The sequence below is a fragment of the Pseudomonas sp. OA65 genome, from assembly GCF_017498305.1.
Taxonomy (GTDB): domain Bacteria; phylum Pseudomonadota; class Gammaproteobacteria; order Pseudomonadales; family Pseudomonadaceae; genus Aquipseudomonas; species Aquipseudomonas zanjanensis.
Genome location: NZ_JAGDEZ010000047.1, coordinates 1 through 15,708, shown reverse-complemented (window position 1 = coordinate 15,708; position 15,708 = coordinate 1). Strand labels below are relative to the sequence as shown.

Annotated in this window: 13 protein-coding genes; 9 read left to right on the top strand and 4 right to left on the bottom strand. The window is 61.3% G+C overall.

Features of this window, described 5'->3' with window-relative positions; translation table 11 throughout:
- Positions 1 to 8: 8 nt before the first annotated feature.
- From J3361_RS25700 to J3361_RS25660, 9 genes are all read left to right on the top strand, one after another.
- Positions 9 to 491, top strand: a complete 483-nt coding sequence (locus J3361_RS25700) for a DUF6644 family protein (RefSeq protein ID WP_207966908.1) — start codon at positions 9 to 11, stop codon at positions 489 to 491.
- A 36-nt stretch (positions 492 to 527) separates the two neighbouring features.
- Positions 528 to 1,016, top strand: a complete 489-nt coding sequence (locus J3361_RS25695; RefSeq protein WP_207966907.1) for a DUF2214 family protein — start codon at positions 528 to 530, stop codon at positions 1,014 to 1,016.
- Positions 1,016 to 1,750 (top strand): hypothetical protein, encoded by a 735-nt coding sequence (locus J3361_RS25690; protein WP_207966906.1) that lies wholly within the window; start codon positions 1,016 to 1,018, stop codon positions 1,748 to 1,750. Before J3361_RS25695 ends, J3361_RS25690 begins: the two co-directional genes overlap by 1 nt.
- Positions 1,747 to 2,679: a zinc ABC transporter substrate-binding protein gene (locus J3361_RS25685; RefSeq protein WP_207966905.1), complete on the top strand. Its 933-nt coding sequence runs from the start codon at positions 1,747 to 1,749 to the stop codon at positions 2,677 to 2,679. The genes J3361_RS25690 and J3361_RS25685 overlap by 4 nt, the downstream gene beginning before the upstream one ends.
- Before the next feature lie 14 nt (positions 2,680 to 2,693).
- Positions 2,694 to 3,374, top strand: coding sequence for a metal ABC transporter ATP-binding protein (locus J3361_RS25680; protein ID WP_243459020.1), 681 nt, complete (start codon positions 2,694 to 2,696; stop codon positions 3,372 to 3,374).
- Positions 3,371 to 4,276: a metal ABC transporter permease gene (locus J3361_RS25675; protein ID WP_207966903.1), complete on the top strand. Its 906-nt coding sequence runs from the start codon at positions 3,371 to 3,373 to the stop codon at positions 4,274 to 4,276. The genes J3361_RS25680 and J3361_RS25675 overlap by 4 nt, the downstream gene beginning before the upstream one ends.
- 182 nt (positions 4,277 to 4,458) lie before the next feature.
- Entirely contained in the window at positions 4,459 to 5,247 is a 789-nt protein-coding gene (locus J3361_RS25670) for a zinc ABC transporter substrate-binding protein (protein WP_243459024.1), read from the top strand.
- 22 nt (positions 5,248 to 5,269) lie between these two features.
- Positions 5,270 to 5,593, top strand: a complete 324-nt coding sequence (locus J3361_RS25665) for a hypothetical protein (RefSeq protein WP_207966901.1) — start codon at positions 5,270 to 5,272, stop codon at positions 5,591 to 5,593.
- 7 nt (positions 5,594 to 5,600) lie between these two features.
- Positions 5,601 to 6,425: a DUF4198 domain-containing protein gene (locus J3361_RS25660; protein WP_207966900.1), complete on the top strand. Its 825-nt coding sequence runs from the start codon at positions 5,601 to 5,603 to the stop codon at positions 6,423 to 6,425.
- Positions 6,426 to 6,460: 35 nt separating this feature from the next.
- Here the strand turns inward: J3361_RS25660 and J3361_RS25655 are convergent, their stop codons facing one another.
- The 4 genes from J3361_RS25655 to J3361_RS25640 form a co-directional block, all read right to left on the bottom strand.
- Positions 6,461 to 10,204 (bottom strand): M10 family metallopeptidase, encoded by a 3,744-nt coding sequence (locus J3361_RS25655; RefSeq protein WP_207966899.1) that lies wholly within the window; start codon positions 10,202 to 10,204, stop codon positions 6,461 to 6,463.
- Positions 10,205 to 10,294: 90 nt separating this feature from the next.
- A complete protein-coding gene (locus tag J3361_RS25650; protein WP_207966898.1) occupies positions 10,295 to 11,635 on the bottom strand; it encodes a TolC family protein in 1,341 nt (446 codons plus the stop codon).
- Between the two features lies 1 nt (position 11,636).
- A complete protein-coding gene (locus J3361_RS25645; RefSeq protein WP_243459019.1) occupies positions 11,637 to 12,947 on the bottom strand; it encodes an HlyD family type I secretion periplasmic adaptor subunit in 1,311 nt (436 codons plus the stop codon).
- Positions 12,948 to 12,966: 19 nt separating this feature from the next.
- Complete coding sequence (locus tag J3361_RS25640; protein ID WP_207966896.1) at positions 12,967 to 14,682, bottom strand: type I secretion system permease/ATPase; 1,716 nt, start codon at positions 14,680 to 14,682, stop codon at positions 12,967 to 12,969.
- Positions 14,683 to 15,708 lie beyond the last annotated feature (1,026 nt).

Sequence of the window (15,708 nt, the reverse complement as noted above, 5' to 3'; positions counted from 1 at the left end):
CAAAGCAGATGTCATCAGAACTCATCATCGCCTGGATCTACGCGTCACCGCTAAGCACAGCCATCAGGGACATGTTCTGGGTCGTGCCCACCGTCCAGAGCGTTCATATCGTCGCCATCGCGGTGATCTTCGGCGCCGCGGTCATCTCCGACCTCAGGCTCGCCGGCGTATTCGCCACCGATGAGCCCATGGGTGGCGTCGTGCGCCGCTACTACCCGTGGATGCGCGCCGCCCTCATCGTCCTGCTCCTCAGCGGATTGGTCATGGTCATTGGCGAGCCCGACCGCGTGCTCGTCAACACAACGTTCTGGCTGAAGATGTTTCTGGTCGTCGCCGTGTTCACGCTGACCTGGTTGGTCCGGCGTCCGTTGCTGCGCACTGTCGACCCCGCACCAAGCGACGACGAAAAGCCGCCCATCAGGGTTTTGGCCTGGCTGTCGATTGTCCTGTGGTGCGTCGTGATCTTCTGCGGTCGCTGGATTGCCTACTGATCCCAGCGTTTTCAATGTTTTTTTCAGGTATTCGCCATGGACATCCAATCGATATTGCAAGCCCTCGAGGACACCACGGTCGCGGCCCGGATCAGAGAGTCGGGCTCGATTTTTCCAAACCTGGAGTCGGTGCATGTGATCGGCATCGCCCTTGTGTTCGGGACCATCGCCGTCGTCGACTTGCGCCTGCTCGGCATCGCCTCCCATCGTCGAAGCGCGCTCCGGCTGATCCAGGAATTGTTGCCCTACACCTGGGTTGCCTTCGCAGCCTGCGTGATTACCGGCCTGCTCATGTTCGCCTCCAATGCCACCACCTATGCGCAGAACAGCGTGTTCTGGTGGAAGATGGGCCTGTTGCTGCTGGCGGGCCTCAACATGGCAATCTTCCACCTGGGCGCCTACCGGCGGATCGACGAATGGGACACGATCCTGCCGCCCCCCGGCCAGGCCCGCGTGGCCGGTTTCTGCTCGTTGGCGCTGTGGGCGTGCGTGATCGGCCTCGGGCGCTGGATCGGGTTTGTCTGATGGCGCGCCTGTCGCAATCCTGGCCCGGCGCTGACGCCAACGGCGCGACCAAGGTCGTGCGCCCGGCTTCCGGCCGCTGGGAATCGCTGGCCCTGCTGCTGGCGGCCCTGGCAATCATCGCCAGCGTGACAGGCTACGTGCTGCTGCGCCCGCAGCATCCCGGCCCGCCGATAGCCTTGGGCTGGCAGGTGCGCTCCTTCGATGGGCTGGGTGCGGTCGACCAGGCCATCCACAGCGCGCTGCTGCCTGCCAGCGAAGAAATCATCTGGAACAACAACGACACCGGCGGTTGGATCAGCCTGGAGCGTGCCCAGGAAATTTGGCTGCCGCCCTTCTACCGCGACGCCTTCTGGAAGACCAACGGCCAAGTCCATTGGCAGTTGATCCTGCCTGGCGGCCATCTGCCCCATGCCGGCTCCGTCGACGGGCACGAGGACGACTCGGCGGTCCCGGCCACCAGCGAGGTGTCGCAAGCCACCCAGGGCCAGGGCGCCACGGTCTACTACGGCTCCGCCGGCCGCGCACCCGGCCAGAGCGCCTACTTGCTGGTCATTGGCCACGCCCATGCCGGCGTCATGTGGGCCAACCAGGCGACGATCTGGGTCCACCCCGACCCGAACGCGCCCTATCCCGGCATCGTCAAGCCCGAATCGCTGGTCGGCAAAGGTTGGCGTCAAGTCATCCCTTATGACGGCGCCAGCGAAGTCGAACGCGTAAAAGGAAACCAGCCATGACCGTTTCTCCAAAGCGCCGCGCAGTGTGGCGCCGTTGCCTTGCGCTGCTGGTACTGATACCCGCCATCGCACTCGCCAGCCCGACTGTACCCTTGGGCAAAAAGCTCAAGATCGGCGTCACCTTGCACCCCTACTACAGCTTCGTGGCGAATATCGTCGGTGATCGGGCCGAGGTCGTTGCGCTCATCCCGGCGCAAGCGAACCCGCACAATTATCAGCCGCAACCGGACGACATCACCCGGGCGATGACCCTCGACGCCTTGGTCGTCAACGGCATCGGCCACGATGAATGGGCCTTCCAGATCGTCAAGGCCGCCGGCCGAGAGGCGACGCTGCCGATCATCCAGGCCAATGCTTCGGTGGCCCTGATTCCCATCGGCGGTGACCAGGATGGCGCCAAGGTGGTCAATCCGCACACCTTCGTATCCACCACCGCAGCGATACAGCAGGTCTTCGAAATCGCTCGCCGGTTGGGGGAACTGGACCCGGGCAACGCTGCGACGTATCGACAAAACGCCCTCGCCTATGCCGCGCGCATCCGAGCATTACGGGCCGGTTTCATGACCCGCTTCGCCGCCCTGGATCTGTCAGCGTTCCGCTGCGCGACCACCCATGCCGGCTACGACTACATGATGCAGGAGTTCGGCCTGTTCGTGAGCGCCGTGATCGAGCCTCGTCACGGCGTCGCGCCGACCGCGCGCCAGTTGGCCAACACCGTCGATTCGATCAAGAAGGCCAATGTGCGGGTGCTGTTTGCCGAGAAAAACTTCTCGCTCGACCTCGCCAAACCTATTGAAGCCGCGACCGGCGTGAAGGTCTTCGCCCTGTCGCACATCACCGGCGATACCTACAGCGCGGACGAGTTCGAGGTGGCGATGCGCGACAACCTCGAGACCTTGGCCGAAGCCATTGAGTTTACGCAGCGATGAAAGAGGAACAGGTCATGCGCGGTCCCGCCATCGTGTTCGATAACGTCTGCCTGCAACTGGGCCGTACGCAAGTGCTCGACGACGTCAGTTTTCGGGTGGAAGCCGGTGCCCTGCACTGCCTCGTCGGCCCCAACGGCGGCGGCAAGACGTCACTGGTGCGCACGCTGCTGGGCCAGATGCCGCATACGGGAACGGTCCGCTTCGAGGGGGAGGTGACGACACCCATGGGCTATGTCCCGCAATTGCCGGACCTCGACCGCAACGTGCCGATGACGGTCAACGATCTCATGGCCCTGCTCGGCCAACGCCGGCCGGCGTTCCTGGGCTCGAACCGAGCCGCCAAGGCGACCCATGCCGAGGCCCTGGCTCGTACCGGCGTGGCAGGCATGGGCGCCAAGCCTTTTGGCAGCCTGTCCGGTGGCCAGCGCCAGCGCGTGCTGCTGGCCCAGGCCATCAGCCCGGCGCCCTGGCTGTTGATCCTCGACGAACCGACCGCCGGCATCGACGAACCGGGCGTGCGGCTGGTGGAGGCGCTGGTGGCCGAGTTGCACGGCCAGGGCGTCACCATCCTGTGGATCAACCATGACCTGGAACAGGTCCGGCGCATCGCCCAATCGGTGACCGTCATCAACCGGCGAGTGCTGTTCCATGGTGCACCCGACCAGATCGCGTATTCGCTGGAGGGGAGCCAATGAACGCCCTGTACGACTTCATTCGCAACCACCTGCAGGCGCTCGCCGCCAGTGGCCTGCTGCCGCAGCCGTTCGAGTACGAGTTCGTGATCAATGCACTGCTCTGTGCCGTGCTGATCGGCCCGCTGCTGGGCGTGCTGGGTTCGATGGTGATGATCAAGCGCATGGCGTTCTTCAGTCAGTCGGTCGGCAATGCGGCGATGACCGGTGTCGCCATTGGCGTGCTGATCGGCGAGTCTTATACCTCTCCCTACTTCTCGATGTTCGGCTTCTGCTTGCTGTTCGCCCTGACGTTGAAGTACACCCAGCATCGCACCTCGCTGGCCAACGACACGCTGATCGGCGTGTTCCTGTCCATCTCCCTGGCGGTCGGAGCCTCATTGCTGCTGTTCGTCTCGGCGAAGATCAACACCCACGTCATGGAAAGCGTGCTGTTCGGTTCCATCCTCGCGGTAGATCACACTGACATGAATGTGCTGCTTGGCGTCACGGCCCTGTGTGCGCTGCTCGGGCTGCCGCTGTACAACGGCATGCTGTTGGCCAGTCTCAATCCAAGCCTGGCCCATGCCCGCGGCGTGCCGGTGCGAAGCGTCGAGTATCTGTTTGTCGTGCTGGTCACCCTGGTGACGGTCGCCTGCCTGAAAATCATTGGTGCCGTACTCGTCGAAGCCCTGCTGCTCATACCGGCCGCGGCAGCACGCAACATCAGCCGTTCGCTGCCGGGGCTGGTCGCGCGCGCCATTCTGATTGCGACCTTTTCCTGTGTGGTGGGCATCCTGGCGCCGATGCAATTCCACATCCCCGTACCGACGGGCGGCGCCATCGTGATAGTTGCCGCCCTGGTGTTCGTCATCACCACCGTCATGCGTGCCACTGCGTCCCGGTTCAGGGGGGCCAGCGTATGAATAGGAAGGGGATATACAGGTCCTGGTTGGCGCTGCTGCTGGGCCTCTCGTGTTCGGCCTTTGCCGATACCGGCAGGCAGCAAGTGTTGGTCGCATTGCCTGCCGTCTATGCGCTCACATCGGCGCTCAGCGCCGGCACGACCCTTGAGGTCGTCCGCGTTCCGACGGACGCGGCCGTGCCCATGGAAAGCCAGGCCAACGCGTTGTCGCGCCTCGACGCTGCGGTGTTCCAACAGGCCGAAGCCGTGGTCACCCTCAGCAGTCTCTGGCGCGCGGATCCGCTGTACGCGACAGCGCGCCGCCACAACCTGCGGATCGTCGAGATCGACGCCTCGCGCTCATGGGACAGCATCAAGCCCGGCGTGGCTGCGACCCGTGCGCCAGCGAACGACGTTCCCTGGGCCGCCGCGAGCGATGTGGATCAGGGCCCATCGCCGTACGCCTGGCTCGGCCCCGTCAATGCCATGCGCATGTCGGCGCTGATCGCCGCCGACCTGGCACGCCTGGCCCCCGCCGATGCGCCGCGCATAGAGCACAACCTCGCCGCGCTCGAAAGCCGTTTGCGCCGGCTCAAGGCCGACTACGGCGCCCGGGTGACGGCGGTACCGGATCTGCGCGTGCTGTCGCTGGCCAATGAGTTCACCTACCTGTTCGGCGAGTTCGGCGTCTTTGTCGACGGTTGGTTCGTTCGACAGGACATCGACTGGAGCGACGCCGACCGCGCCGCACTGACCCAATACCTGCGCGAGCGGGACATCCGCGTGGTGGTCCACAAATGGGCACCGGATGCCAGGATCGCCAAGGCCATCGAGGACGGCGGCGCACGGCTGCTGATACTCGATACGGGCAACCCCGGAATACTCGCCGACAAAACCAACGGATACGAAGCACTCCTGGGCTCCAACCTGGAAGCTTTGTTGGCAGCCTTCGCCGCGACTGACAACGACAGTAGTCAGTCGCCTCCCCACTGATCGATCTTGACGGCGAGACGTTATGAAACTCATAGATTCAGCGCTGCGGATTCCGATGGCAGGCGCCCTGCTGGTCTGCCAGGCAGCCTTCGCCCACGGCCCCGTCTTCGATTGCTACATCGAGGGCGATAACCGAGTGAAGTGCGAGGCGGGCTTCACCGATGGCAGTCCGGCCGCCGGCAGACAAATCCATGTCCAGGACCCGAGCAACAAGGTGTTGCTCCAAGGTGAGGTCGGCAAGGACAACAGTTACACGTTCCAGCCCCCGGCCGGAAACTACTCGGTGGTATTCCTTGGCGGAGCCGGCCATGAGATCACCATTCAGTCTTCCGACATTTCAAGGTGAAACGACCATGACGTTCAAACGAAAGCTGCTCCAAGCCCTGGCCGCTACGACATTCACCGGTTTGACCGGCGCTGCTCAGGCGCATTTCCAGATGATCTACCTCGAAGAGACCGCGCTGCAGCGCGCGGAAAAACTCGAGTTCGCCCTGGTGTTCACCCACCCGTTTTCCGGCGGCCCCACCATGACCATGGATGCACCTCGGGCCTTCAGCCACATGAGCACCCATGGCGCGGAAAAAATCGACCTGCGCCAATACTTGCGCCCCGTCGAGTGGCAGAGTCGCGACAACCGAACGACGGCCTATCGTGCTTCGATTCCGCGAGAGGTGGTGCGCTCACTGGGTGACCATATCTTCGTACTCGAACCGGAGCCCTACCTGGAAACCGAGGAAGACATGTACATCCAACAGTTCACCAAATTGATCGTGAACGTCGGCGGCGTCCCCAGCAACTGGGCCGAACCACAAGGGCTGCCGGTTGAGATCCAGCCCTTGAACAAACCTTATGCCAACTGGACCGGCGGTGTGTTCCGCGCCGTGGTGCTGGCCGATGGCAAGCCGGTGCCGTTCGCAGAAGTCGAGATCGAGTACGTCAACCACTCCGTTGATCTCGAGAAGAATGCCTTCGGCCAGCAGGACTATGTCACGGCGCCCCAGGCTTCATTCAAAGCCCAGAGCACGTACTCGGACGCCCAAGGCATCGTGACGATTGGCCTGCCCCGGGCCGGCTGGTGGGGCATTGCGGCGCTCGACATCGGCGCGACGAAAACCCACAAAGGCAAGCCCCTGTCGCAGGATGCGGTGCTGTGGGTGCAGGCCAGGGACATGAAGTGACCAGGTGCCGAGCCACAGGGCCAGGCACCGCCCAATCAAGCGATCAGATCATTGGCGTTGAGGGTATTGACACCCGTCAGTTGGATTTCAAAATCCGTGCCCAAATCGCCATTGACGTTGCCGTACAGCACCTGGTCGACGAAGCGCAGTTGTCCTGCTGCGGTGAAGCCATTCGAACCGATGAAGCTGAACGTGTCGGCAAACGCGGTGAGGAGATTGGCATCGAGTTTCGACAGGTCCAGCTTGTCGCCCTGCAGGCTACTGAAGTCGGAAATGGTGTCACGGGTAGCCCCTATGCCCAACTCACCCAGCGTGTTGAACACAAACCGGTCGCCTCCTGCTCCGCCGGTGAGGCTGTCAGTTCCCAGGCCGCCGCTCAGTATGTCGTTGCCCGCGCCACCGTCCAGCACGTTACGCCCGGCGTTGCCGATCAGCACGTTGTTCAGGCTGTTACCGATACCTATAAAGCCAGTCCCCGTCAGCGTGAGATTCTCCAGGTTGGCTCCCAGGATCCAGCCCACCGAAGAGCGCACCGTATCGATTTCGCTGCCCAGGACGGTGGTTTCGCTGATGACATCGCTGAGGTTGTCGATCACATAAGTGTCGTTGCCGGTACCGCCAACAAGCGTATCTATACCGCTGCTGCCGTCCAGGGTGTCGTTGCCTGCGCCGCCACTCAATACGTTGTTGCCGGTGTTGCCGATCAGCACGTTGTTCAGGGCGTTGCCGCTGCCATTGAGGTGGGCGCTGCCAGTCAGCGTAAGGTTCTCGAGATTGGCGCCCAGACTCCAATTCAAGGAGGAACGCACGGTATCGATTTCGCCAGCCAAGGTGCTGGTCTCACTGACAACGTCCTTGAGGTTGTCGACCACGTAGGTGTCGTTGCCAAGACCGCCAATTAAGGTATCGGCACCCGCACCACCATCAAGGGCATCGTTGCCCGCCCCGCCCTGAAGGTTATTCACGGAGGCGTTGCCCACCAGGCTGTTGCTCAGGTCGTTGCCAACCACCGTGAATACCCCGGTGCCCCTGAGGACGACGTTTTCGACGTTGCGCAGATTGCTCAGGTTCAGGTTGACGACGCTGCTCGACGAACTCGCGGCATAGGTGAGGGTCAGGCTGTCGCGGCCCGGATCGATACCTTCTTGTACCAATGCCAGCTCATCGGCCCGATCAAGCACATAGGTGTCATTCCCGGCACCGCCGATCAGCGTGTCCCGCCCGGCTCCACCGTTTAGCACGTTATTGCCGGCGTTGCCGGTCAGCACGTTGTTCAGGGCATTGCCGGTGCCATTGAGATGAGCGGAACCGGTCAGGATAAGGTTTTCCAGGTTGGCGCCCAGGGCCCAGTTCAACGAGGCGCGTACGGTGTCGATTTCACTGCCCAGGACAGTGGTCTCACTGACGATGTCCTTGAGGTTGTCGACCATATAAGTGTCGTTACCGGTACCGCCAACAAGCGTATCGATACCGCTGCCGCCATCCAGTGTGTCGCTGCCTGCGCCACCATTGAGTACATTATTGCCGGCGTTGCCGATCAGCACGTTGCCCCGGGCGTTGCCAGTACCGTTGAGCAGGGCCGAGCCGGTCAGGATCAGGTTTTCCAGATTCGCTCCCAAGGTCCAGGTCACCGAGGAGCGCACAGTATCGATTTCGCCGGCCAGGGTGCTGGTTTCGCTGACAATATCCTTGAGATTGTCGACCACGTAGGTGTCGTTGCCAGTGCCGCCAACAAGGGTGTCGATACCGCTGCTGCCGTTCAACGTATCGCTGCCTGCCCCACCGCTCAGCACATTGTTGCCGGAGTTGCCGGTCAGCACGTTGTTCAGGGCGTTGCCGCTGCCATTAAGAGCGCTGCCGGTCAGCGTAAGGTTTTCCAGGTTGGCACCCAGGCTCCAATTCAGTGAGGAACGTACGGTGTCGATTTCAGCGGCCAGGGTGCTGGTTTCTCTGACGATATCCTTGAGGTTGTCGACCACGTAGGTGTCATTACCAAGACCGCCAATCAAGGTGTCGGCACCCGCGCCACCATCGAGTACATCGTTGCCCGCCCCGCCCTGAAGGCTATTCACGGAGGCGTTGCCTAACACGCTGTTACTCAAGTCGTTGCCAACCACCGTGAACGCACCAGTGCCGTTCAGGACGATATTTTCGACGTTGCGCAGATTGGTCTGGTTCAGGTTAAGGACGCTGCTCGACGTACTCGCGGCGTAAGTGAGGATCAAGCCATCCTGGCCCTGGTTGACGCCTTCCTGCACCAAGGCCAGTTCATCGACCCGATCGAGCACATAGGTGTCATTCCCCCCACCACCGATCAGCGTGTCCCGCCCGGCTCCACCGTTCAACACGTTATTGCCGGCGTTGCCGGTCAGCACATTGTTCAGGGCATTGCCAACGCCGTTAACGTGGGCGGAACCGGCCAGGACCAGGTTCTCCAGGTTGGCACCCAGCGTCCAGTTCACTGAAGAACGCACGGTGTCGATTTCGCTGGCCAGGGCACTGGTTTCGCTGACGACATCCTTAAGGTTGTCGACCACGTAAGTGTCATTGCCTGCCCCGCCAACCAAGGTATCGATACCGCCGCCGCCATCCAGGGTGTTGGCGCCGGCGTTACCGTTGATGCGGTTGTTCAATGTGTTGCCCGTGCCGTTGAGATTGGCGCTTGCACTCAGCGTCAAGGTCTCGATGTTGGCACCCAGGACGTAGCTGACGGATGAGATAACAGCATCGATTTCGCTGGCCGAGGTGCTGCTTTCCTGCACCCGGTCACCGACGTTATCAACGACGTAAGTGTCGTTGCCCGCGCCGCCGATCATCGTATCCTTGCCGGCACGGCCATTCAGAACGTTGGCCAATGCATTGCCGATCAACGTGTCGTCATTGGCCGAACCGACTGCGTTTTCAATCTTGGCACCGTAGGCGATTGCCAATCCTTCATTGAAGGCCGTCTGGGTGTCGTGTTTCAGAAATGCTTGGCCGATCTTGCTGAACTGGCCTTCATTCAGATTGATGCGTACCGCGGCTAACTGATTGCTTGCGTCGATCGTGTCAACGCCGCCTGCGTCCCAGATCGTCTCGAAAACCGATTGGCCGACAGCCCAACTGTAGGTGTTATTACCGGTCTGCCACTGAGTGTTAGCGCCATAGAGACTCTGGATAGCGGCAATGTCCAGCAACATGGGCGTGGTGGGCTCATACGCGTATGCGGTGTTGTAACTCATGATCGTGTAGCGGACGTCGTCGAACTGAGCGGCCAGCACGCTGGAATTCGACGCGCTTGTCGAGAACGGGTGCTTGAGACCCAGGGCGTGGCCGATCTCATGCATAAAGACTAGGTAGTCGTAAGTGCCTTTGCCGGGAGCCGGATTGTTCGTGATGGGCCCCAGCCAGACATCACCCGCGCTGGGGGTGTTGCCTGGGAAATAGCCCCAGGCAGCGGTGTCGTAGTCCATGTAGAGGTAACCGCCGAATCGCAAGTCACCGACGTTGCTGGCCGTCTCGCTCACCTGTTGGAATTTGATGTTCGCAACCGAACTCCATGCACCTAGCGCGCTGACGATGCCATTTTTTTGCGCCGTCGAGAGGACGTAGCCGTACTCATATTCATTTTCACTGCTGTAGTTGCTGGCGAAATATGAACTCATGGTCAGGAAGCTGTACGTCAAGGACGTGGTGCTCGAGCTGCCCGCCCAATAGGTGCCGTAAAGCAAGCTATTGACCTGTGCGTTACCGGTCAGCTTTGCGTACGAAATGGATGAGTAACCTAATGGACTGGGCATATGTGTTTCCTGTGGGCTATCTGCGGACCTTCCTGGATGCGGTCGCTACATAGGGGTTATTTTGCATGAGAACAGCAGCCTTGACATCACTTAGCCACTATTTTTGCTTTCGTAATCCACCGACGATGGCGCAACCAGCCACTCATTGGCCTTGCGGATGTCGCCATCTCCCAATCGTCCACTCCAGCGATGCAATACCAGCAAACTGGTCACGAACTTGTATTGGGACTGATAGAAATCACGCCGCGCACGAAACTCTTCCTTGATGCTATCGAGCACATCGACCGCATTCTTGACGCCGTAGCCGAAGGCTTTTTCCGTGGCTACCCGTGACTTTTCAGCCGATTCCAGCGCGCGACGCGTTGCTTTGATCCGACTGAGTTCGGCCGTCATGCCAAGATAAGCCGTGCGGGTTTCCTTGATGACCTGGCGTCGCAAGGCTTCCAGTTCTTGCTGGGCGACTTCCTTGTCACTTTCGGAACTCGATACCCGTGCCCGGGTAGAACCGCCGCTGTAGAGCGGCATTTGCAAGTCCAGGGAGGCTACGAGGTTGTCCGAGCGCGGCGTCACGGCGCCTTCATAGCCGATATCACTGCGTTGCGCCGTCAAGTTCAGCCCCAGCCGAGGCAGATGCCCCGCCTTGTTTTCAGCGATGGCCGCCTCGGCGGCGCGGACGCTGTGTTCGCGGGCGTGCAGCGCCGGGTTGTTGTCCAGCGCCGCCTGCACCCAATAGTCTTGCGCTTGCGCCGGCAGACTGAAGGCTGGATTGTCGCCAATGCGCTTGAATCGCTCGCTGACATCGCGCCCCACCAGTTCGGAAATGGCTTCACGACTGACCAGGACCTTGTTGCCGGCTTCGATCTCGTCAGCCTTGAGCGCATCCACCCGCGCCTCAAGATCCAGTGCGTCGGTGACCATCGCCATTTGCCGGGCGTACAAGGCGTTGACGCGCTTGAGGTTACGCTCCGTCGCCTCCAGCTCGCTGCGCACCAACGACAATTCGTCCTCCGCTGCAAGCACGGCAAAGTAGCGCTCGGACAGATCAATGCTGGCCTGCACCCGGGTATCGTCCGACTCGTAGCCGCTCTGCCGGGTCAACTCGATGTACTTCTGATAACTGCGCCAGACTTGCGGATCGTAGATCACTTGATTAAGCACCACGGCCATACGCTTGCCGTTGTACTGAATACGGTTTAGGTCATCGTCGCGCCGGCTGCGGTTGACGCTGCTGCTGGCATTGAGCTGCGGCAGCAACTGGCCAAGGGCAGCGCGTTCCTTGCCCTCGTCACTCCGAGTCAGGGCTTGTGCCCGCAGGATGCGCGGATCGGCCCCCTGCGCTTCCTGGTGCAATTGCCACAGATCGACATAAGTGTCGTCAGCAAGAACGCCCAACGGCATGAGGGCCAGGCACATCATGATCAAGCACTTCATCTCAGTCCTCGATCAACGAACGAGCGAACACGTTGCTCGCTGGCTGTATCAAATATTGCAACAGCGTCCGCGCGCCCGTATTGACCAGCACTTCGACCGGCATGCCCGGCACCAGGGTAAGGTTGCCCAGCGTCTGGCGCCCTTTGTCCGTCAGGGCCACGCGTGCCAGGTAATAGGCTGCGCCGGTGTCCTTGTTGATCAGGCGGTCAGCGGAAATCTGCACCAACCGCCCCTCGATGACGGGCGTGGTGCTGCTCTTGAATGCGCTGAAGCGAATGTCCGCCAACTTGCCCAGGACAATACGGTCGATGTCCATCGGCGACACTTGGGCCTCGACGATCAGTTCCTCGTTGGCCGGGACGATGTCCAGCAGCGCAGTGCCCGGGCTGACCACGGCACCCAGGGTGTGGACGGTCATGCCCATGACCATACCGGACTCGGGCGCGAGAATATCGGTACGCTGATCGCGGTCCTGCAGGGTTGCCAATCGCTCGCGCAATTCGTACACCTTGGTCCGCGCATCGCCCAGCAGGCCGGCGACTTCGCTGGCGAAGGCCTTTTTCAACTGCAGAATCTTCAGCTTTGCCTCGTCGACATGGACCCGCGCTTGGGCGATCTCGGACTGGCTTTCAGCGATTTCGGTTTGCAGGCGAGCGAGGCTGCGCTCCTGCTCGCGCAGGCGCTGTTTGTCCACGTAGCCTTCGGCAAGCAATGCCCGCAAATCGACTATTTCTTCTTGATAGGAGGCGGCCAACATCTGCTTGCTGGCGATGATGGCCTTGAATCCGCGAATCTGTTCCTCGATTTGTCCGATGGTCGTCTCTTGCAAGCCGATTTCGCCTTGCAACGAGGTCCGCCGAGTCTGGAAAATTCGCGCTTCACTGTCGCGGGCCTCTTGCACGCGCGGGTCAGCAGGGTCCAGGGTCGGCACCGCCGCAGGTTCGGGCAGCGCATCACGTTCAGCCTCCAACCGGGCCTGCAATTGGAGCGCGGCGATCAACTGGCTGCGGGTCGTTTCCATTTCCGAACGTGCCTGGGTATTGTCGAGCACCAGCAACACATCACCGGTTTTCACCAAATCCCCGTCGTGCACCCGCAGTTCGCGCACAATGCCACCTTCCAGATGCTGCACCGTCTTGCGGTAACTTTTGACTGTGACCACGCCTGGCGCGAGTGCCGAGCTGTCGAGCGGGGCCAATGCCGCCCAGCCGCCGAACAGGCCGAAGGTGACCAGCAGCATGAGGTAGCCGACGCGGCGTATCGGCCGGTCATCGACGGGCAACGCGGCGGATGAGTGCTGAGTGTTTTGCATGAAATGGCTCATCCGTTTCCTACGGTTGAATCGCGGCGGCTTGGCGGGCTGCGGGTGTTGCGTCTCGCAGGCGTGCCAGGACTTGGTCCCGCGGCCCGAACAGACTCAGTTCGCCATGATTGAGCACCAGCAGCTTGTCTACCTGCGCCAGCACCCCGGATCGATGGGTAATGACAAATACCGTGGCCCTGCTCTGCCTGAGCTTTTGCAGCGCCTCGGCGAGCATTTTTTCGCCGGCATCATCCAGGTTGGAGTTCGGCTCATCGAGCACCACCAGGCGCGGCTCGCCGTACAAGGCGCGGGCCAGGCCGATACGCTGTCGCTGGCCGCCGGACAATCCACCGCCATTGGCACCGATCAAGGTGTCGTAGCCCTCGGGCAGTTGCAGAATCAACTCATGTACACCCGCCATGCGCGCGGCGCCGACAACGGCCGATGCGTTCACCGGGCCGAAGCGGGAAATGTTCTGGCTGATCGAGCCTTCGAAAAGCTCGATGTCCTGGGGCAGATAACCGATGTACTGGCCCAACTCCTCCCGACGCCATTGGCTGATGTCCGCCCCGTCCAGGCGCACGGTGCCGGCCAGGCTGGGCCAAACGCCCAGCAACGCCCTGGCCAGAGTCGACTTCCCCGCACCGCTGGAACCAATGATGCCCACCACCTCGCCTGCGCTCACCTGGAAGTTGACACCGCGAATAATCGGTTTGCGCGCGTCCGGGGCTCCCGCCGAGAGGCCCTCGACACGAATTGCCCCTTCAGGTGCCGGCAACGGCATGCGCTCAGGCTCGGCGGCAACCTTGAGCAGCAATTCGTGCAGCCGGGCGTATTGCGAACGGGCCCCCAGGAAGCCTTTCCATACGCCGATCAACTGATCGATGGGCGCCAACGCACGCCCCAGCAAAATCGAGCCGGCAATCATCAGCCCGGACGAAATCTCGTGATTGATCGTCAAATAGGCGCCCAGGCCCAGCACCAGCGACTGAACGATTTGCCGGAACGTCCTGGACACCGAGGTCATGGTCGCGGCGCGGTCGCTGGCCAGGCTTTGCAGGGCGAGAATCTTATGGGTTCGCCCGCTCCAGTGCTGGCGCAGGCTGGCAAGCATGCCCATGGATTCCACCACTTCGGCATTGCGCAAGCTTTTGTGGGTGAACGCGGTGGCGGCCATCTGTTCACGGTTGGCCGCCTGCAGCGGCGCATGGGTGAGCTTTTCGTTGGCGAAGGCCAGCGTCCCCAGCAACGCGGCACTGACGATCCCCATCCAGCCGTACCAGGGATGGAACATGAACATGACCGCGAGGTAGATCGGAATCCACGGCGCATCGAAAAACGCGAACAGGCCATTGCCGGTCAGGAACTGGCGCAAGCCATTCAGGTCGCTCAAGGGCTGGGCCGTGGCATTCAGGCCGCTGGTATTGAGCGCCTGCTTGAAACTGGCATCGAACAGACGCTGGCTCAGCAGCGTATCCAGACGCGTACTGATCCGCACCATGATCCGCGAACGGACCCACTCCAAGCCCCCCATGGTGATCATCAATAGCAGCATGATCAGCGTCAGCATCAACAGTGTCGACAAGCTAGCGCTGCCTACCGCGCGGTCATACACCTGCAGCATGTAGAACGACGGAACCAACATCAGCAAGTTCACGAAAAAACTGAAAAAACCAACGGAAAGAAAACTGCCCTTACAGACGGCAAGGGCGCCTTCCAGTTCGGTCCTGGTGTGGGCTGACATGGTTTATCACCTGAGGTCCGATTCTGGTCAAACCTGAAAATCACATGGCATAGGCGTGTGAACGCCTGGGATATCTTTCGGCGGAATGCCGCTCGGGCGCCCGCGCAATCGGATCTACCGCGTTGTATCGGCATGCTTGTGCGGTTCTTAAGGGAAAATTGGCGGGTAGGCCGTGCGGCGTGGGCGCCCGAGATCAATGTCCTCCCTGAGGCGGCCTGATAGCCGACCTGGTTCTTGATGGGACTGCGTTTGTCCTGTGGGAGCGAGCTTGCACGCGAAGGCGGTATGTCAGTTCGCAGTGATGTTGGATGGGCCGGCCTCTTCGCGAGCAGGCTCGCTCCCACAGGGTTCTGCGGCGTATGTGTATTTTGTGATTGTCGAAAATCCAGTGTGTGGGCTTGCTCGCGAAGGCGGTGTGTCAGTTTGCGGTGATGTTGGATGTGCCGGCCTCTTCGCGAGCAAGCCCTCTCCCACAGGGTTCTGCGGTGCATGTGTATTTTGTGACTGTCGAAAATCCAGTGTGTGGGCTTGCTCGCGAAGGCGGTGTGTCAGCTTGCAGTGATGTTGGATGGGCCGGCCTCTTCGCGAGCAGGCTCGCTCCCACAGGGTTCTGCGGTGCATGTGTATTTGGTGACTCTCATAAATCCAGTGTGTGGGCTTGCTCGCGAAGGCGGTGTGTCAGTTCGCGGTGATGTTGGATGTGCCGGCCTCTTCGCGAGCAAGCCCGCTCCCGCAGGGTTCTGCGGCGCATGTGTATTTTGTGACTGTCGAAAAACCAGTGTGGGAGCGAGCTTGCTCGCGATATCGGTAGCCCAGCTACATAGATGCCTGCCTCTGCCCCGCTCTTGCTCTTGCTTTGGACTTTGATCTTGATCTTGATCTGAGCGCCCCGTTAACCACGCTGGCCGAACGCAGGCATTGCGCAGTGGGCATCCCGGCATGGATGCCGGGATAGCCGCGCTGGGCCATGGATGGCCCTTCGCGGCGGGCCCACGGAGCAATGCCGGAGTGAGGGCATGCCGAGCC

What these genes read in the sequence shown, in the direction of transcription:
- J3361_RS25700 (WP_207966908.1), top strand. Translation starts at nt 9, where the DNA reads ATGTCATCAGAACTCATCATCGCCTGGATCTACGCGTCACCGCTAAGC.
- J3361_RS25695 (WP_207966907.1), top strand. Translation starts at nt 528, where the DNA reads ATGGACATCCAATCGATATTGCAAGCCCTCGAGGACACCACGGTCGCG.
- J3361_RS25690 (WP_207966906.1), top strand. Translation starts at nt 1,016, where the DNA reads ATGGCGCGCCTGTCGCAATCCTGGCCCGGCGCTGACGCCAACGGCGCG.
- J3361_RS25685 (WP_207966905.1), top strand. Translation starts at nt 1,747, where the DNA reads ATGACCGTTTCTCCAAAGCGCCGCGCAGTGTGGCGCCGTTGCCTTGCG.
- J3361_RS25680 (WP_243459020.1), top strand. Translation starts at nt 2,694, where the DNA reads ATGCGCGGTCCCGCCATCGTGTTCGATAACGTCTGCCTGCAACTGGGC.
- J3361_RS25675 (WP_207966903.1), top strand. Translation starts at nt 3,371, where the DNA reads ATGAACGCCCTGTACGACTTCATTCGCAACCACCTGCAGGCGCTCGCC.
- J3361_RS25670 (WP_243459024.1), top strand. Translation starts at nt 4,459, where the DNA reads ATGGAAAGCCAGGCCAACGCGTTGTCGCGCCTCGACGCTGCGGTGTTC.
- J3361_RS25665 (WP_207966901.1), top strand. Translation starts at nt 5,270, where the DNA reads ATGAAACTCATAGATTCAGCGCTGCGGATTCCGATGGCAGGCGCCCTG.
- J3361_RS25660 (WP_207966900.1), top strand. Translation starts at nt 5,601, where the DNA reads ATGACGTTCAAACGAAAGCTGCTCCAAGCCCTGGCCGCTACGACATTC.
- J3361_RS25655 (WP_207966899.1), bottom strand. Translation starts at nt 10,204, where the DNA reads ATGCCCAGTCCATTAGGTTACTCATCCATTTCGTACGCAAAGCTGACC.
- J3361_RS25650 (WP_207966898.1), bottom strand. Translation starts at nt 11,635, where the DNA reads ATGAAGTGCTTGATCATGATGTGCCTGGCCCTCATGCCGTTGGGCGTT.
- J3361_RS25645 (WP_243459019.1), bottom strand. Translation starts at nt 12,947, where the DNA reads ATGCAAAACACTCAGCACTCATCCGCCGCGTTGCCCGTCGATGACCGG.
- J3361_RS25640 (WP_207966896.1), bottom strand. Translation starts at nt 14,682, where the DNA reads ATGTCAGCCCACACCAGGACCGAACTGGAAGGCGCCCTTGCCGTCTGT.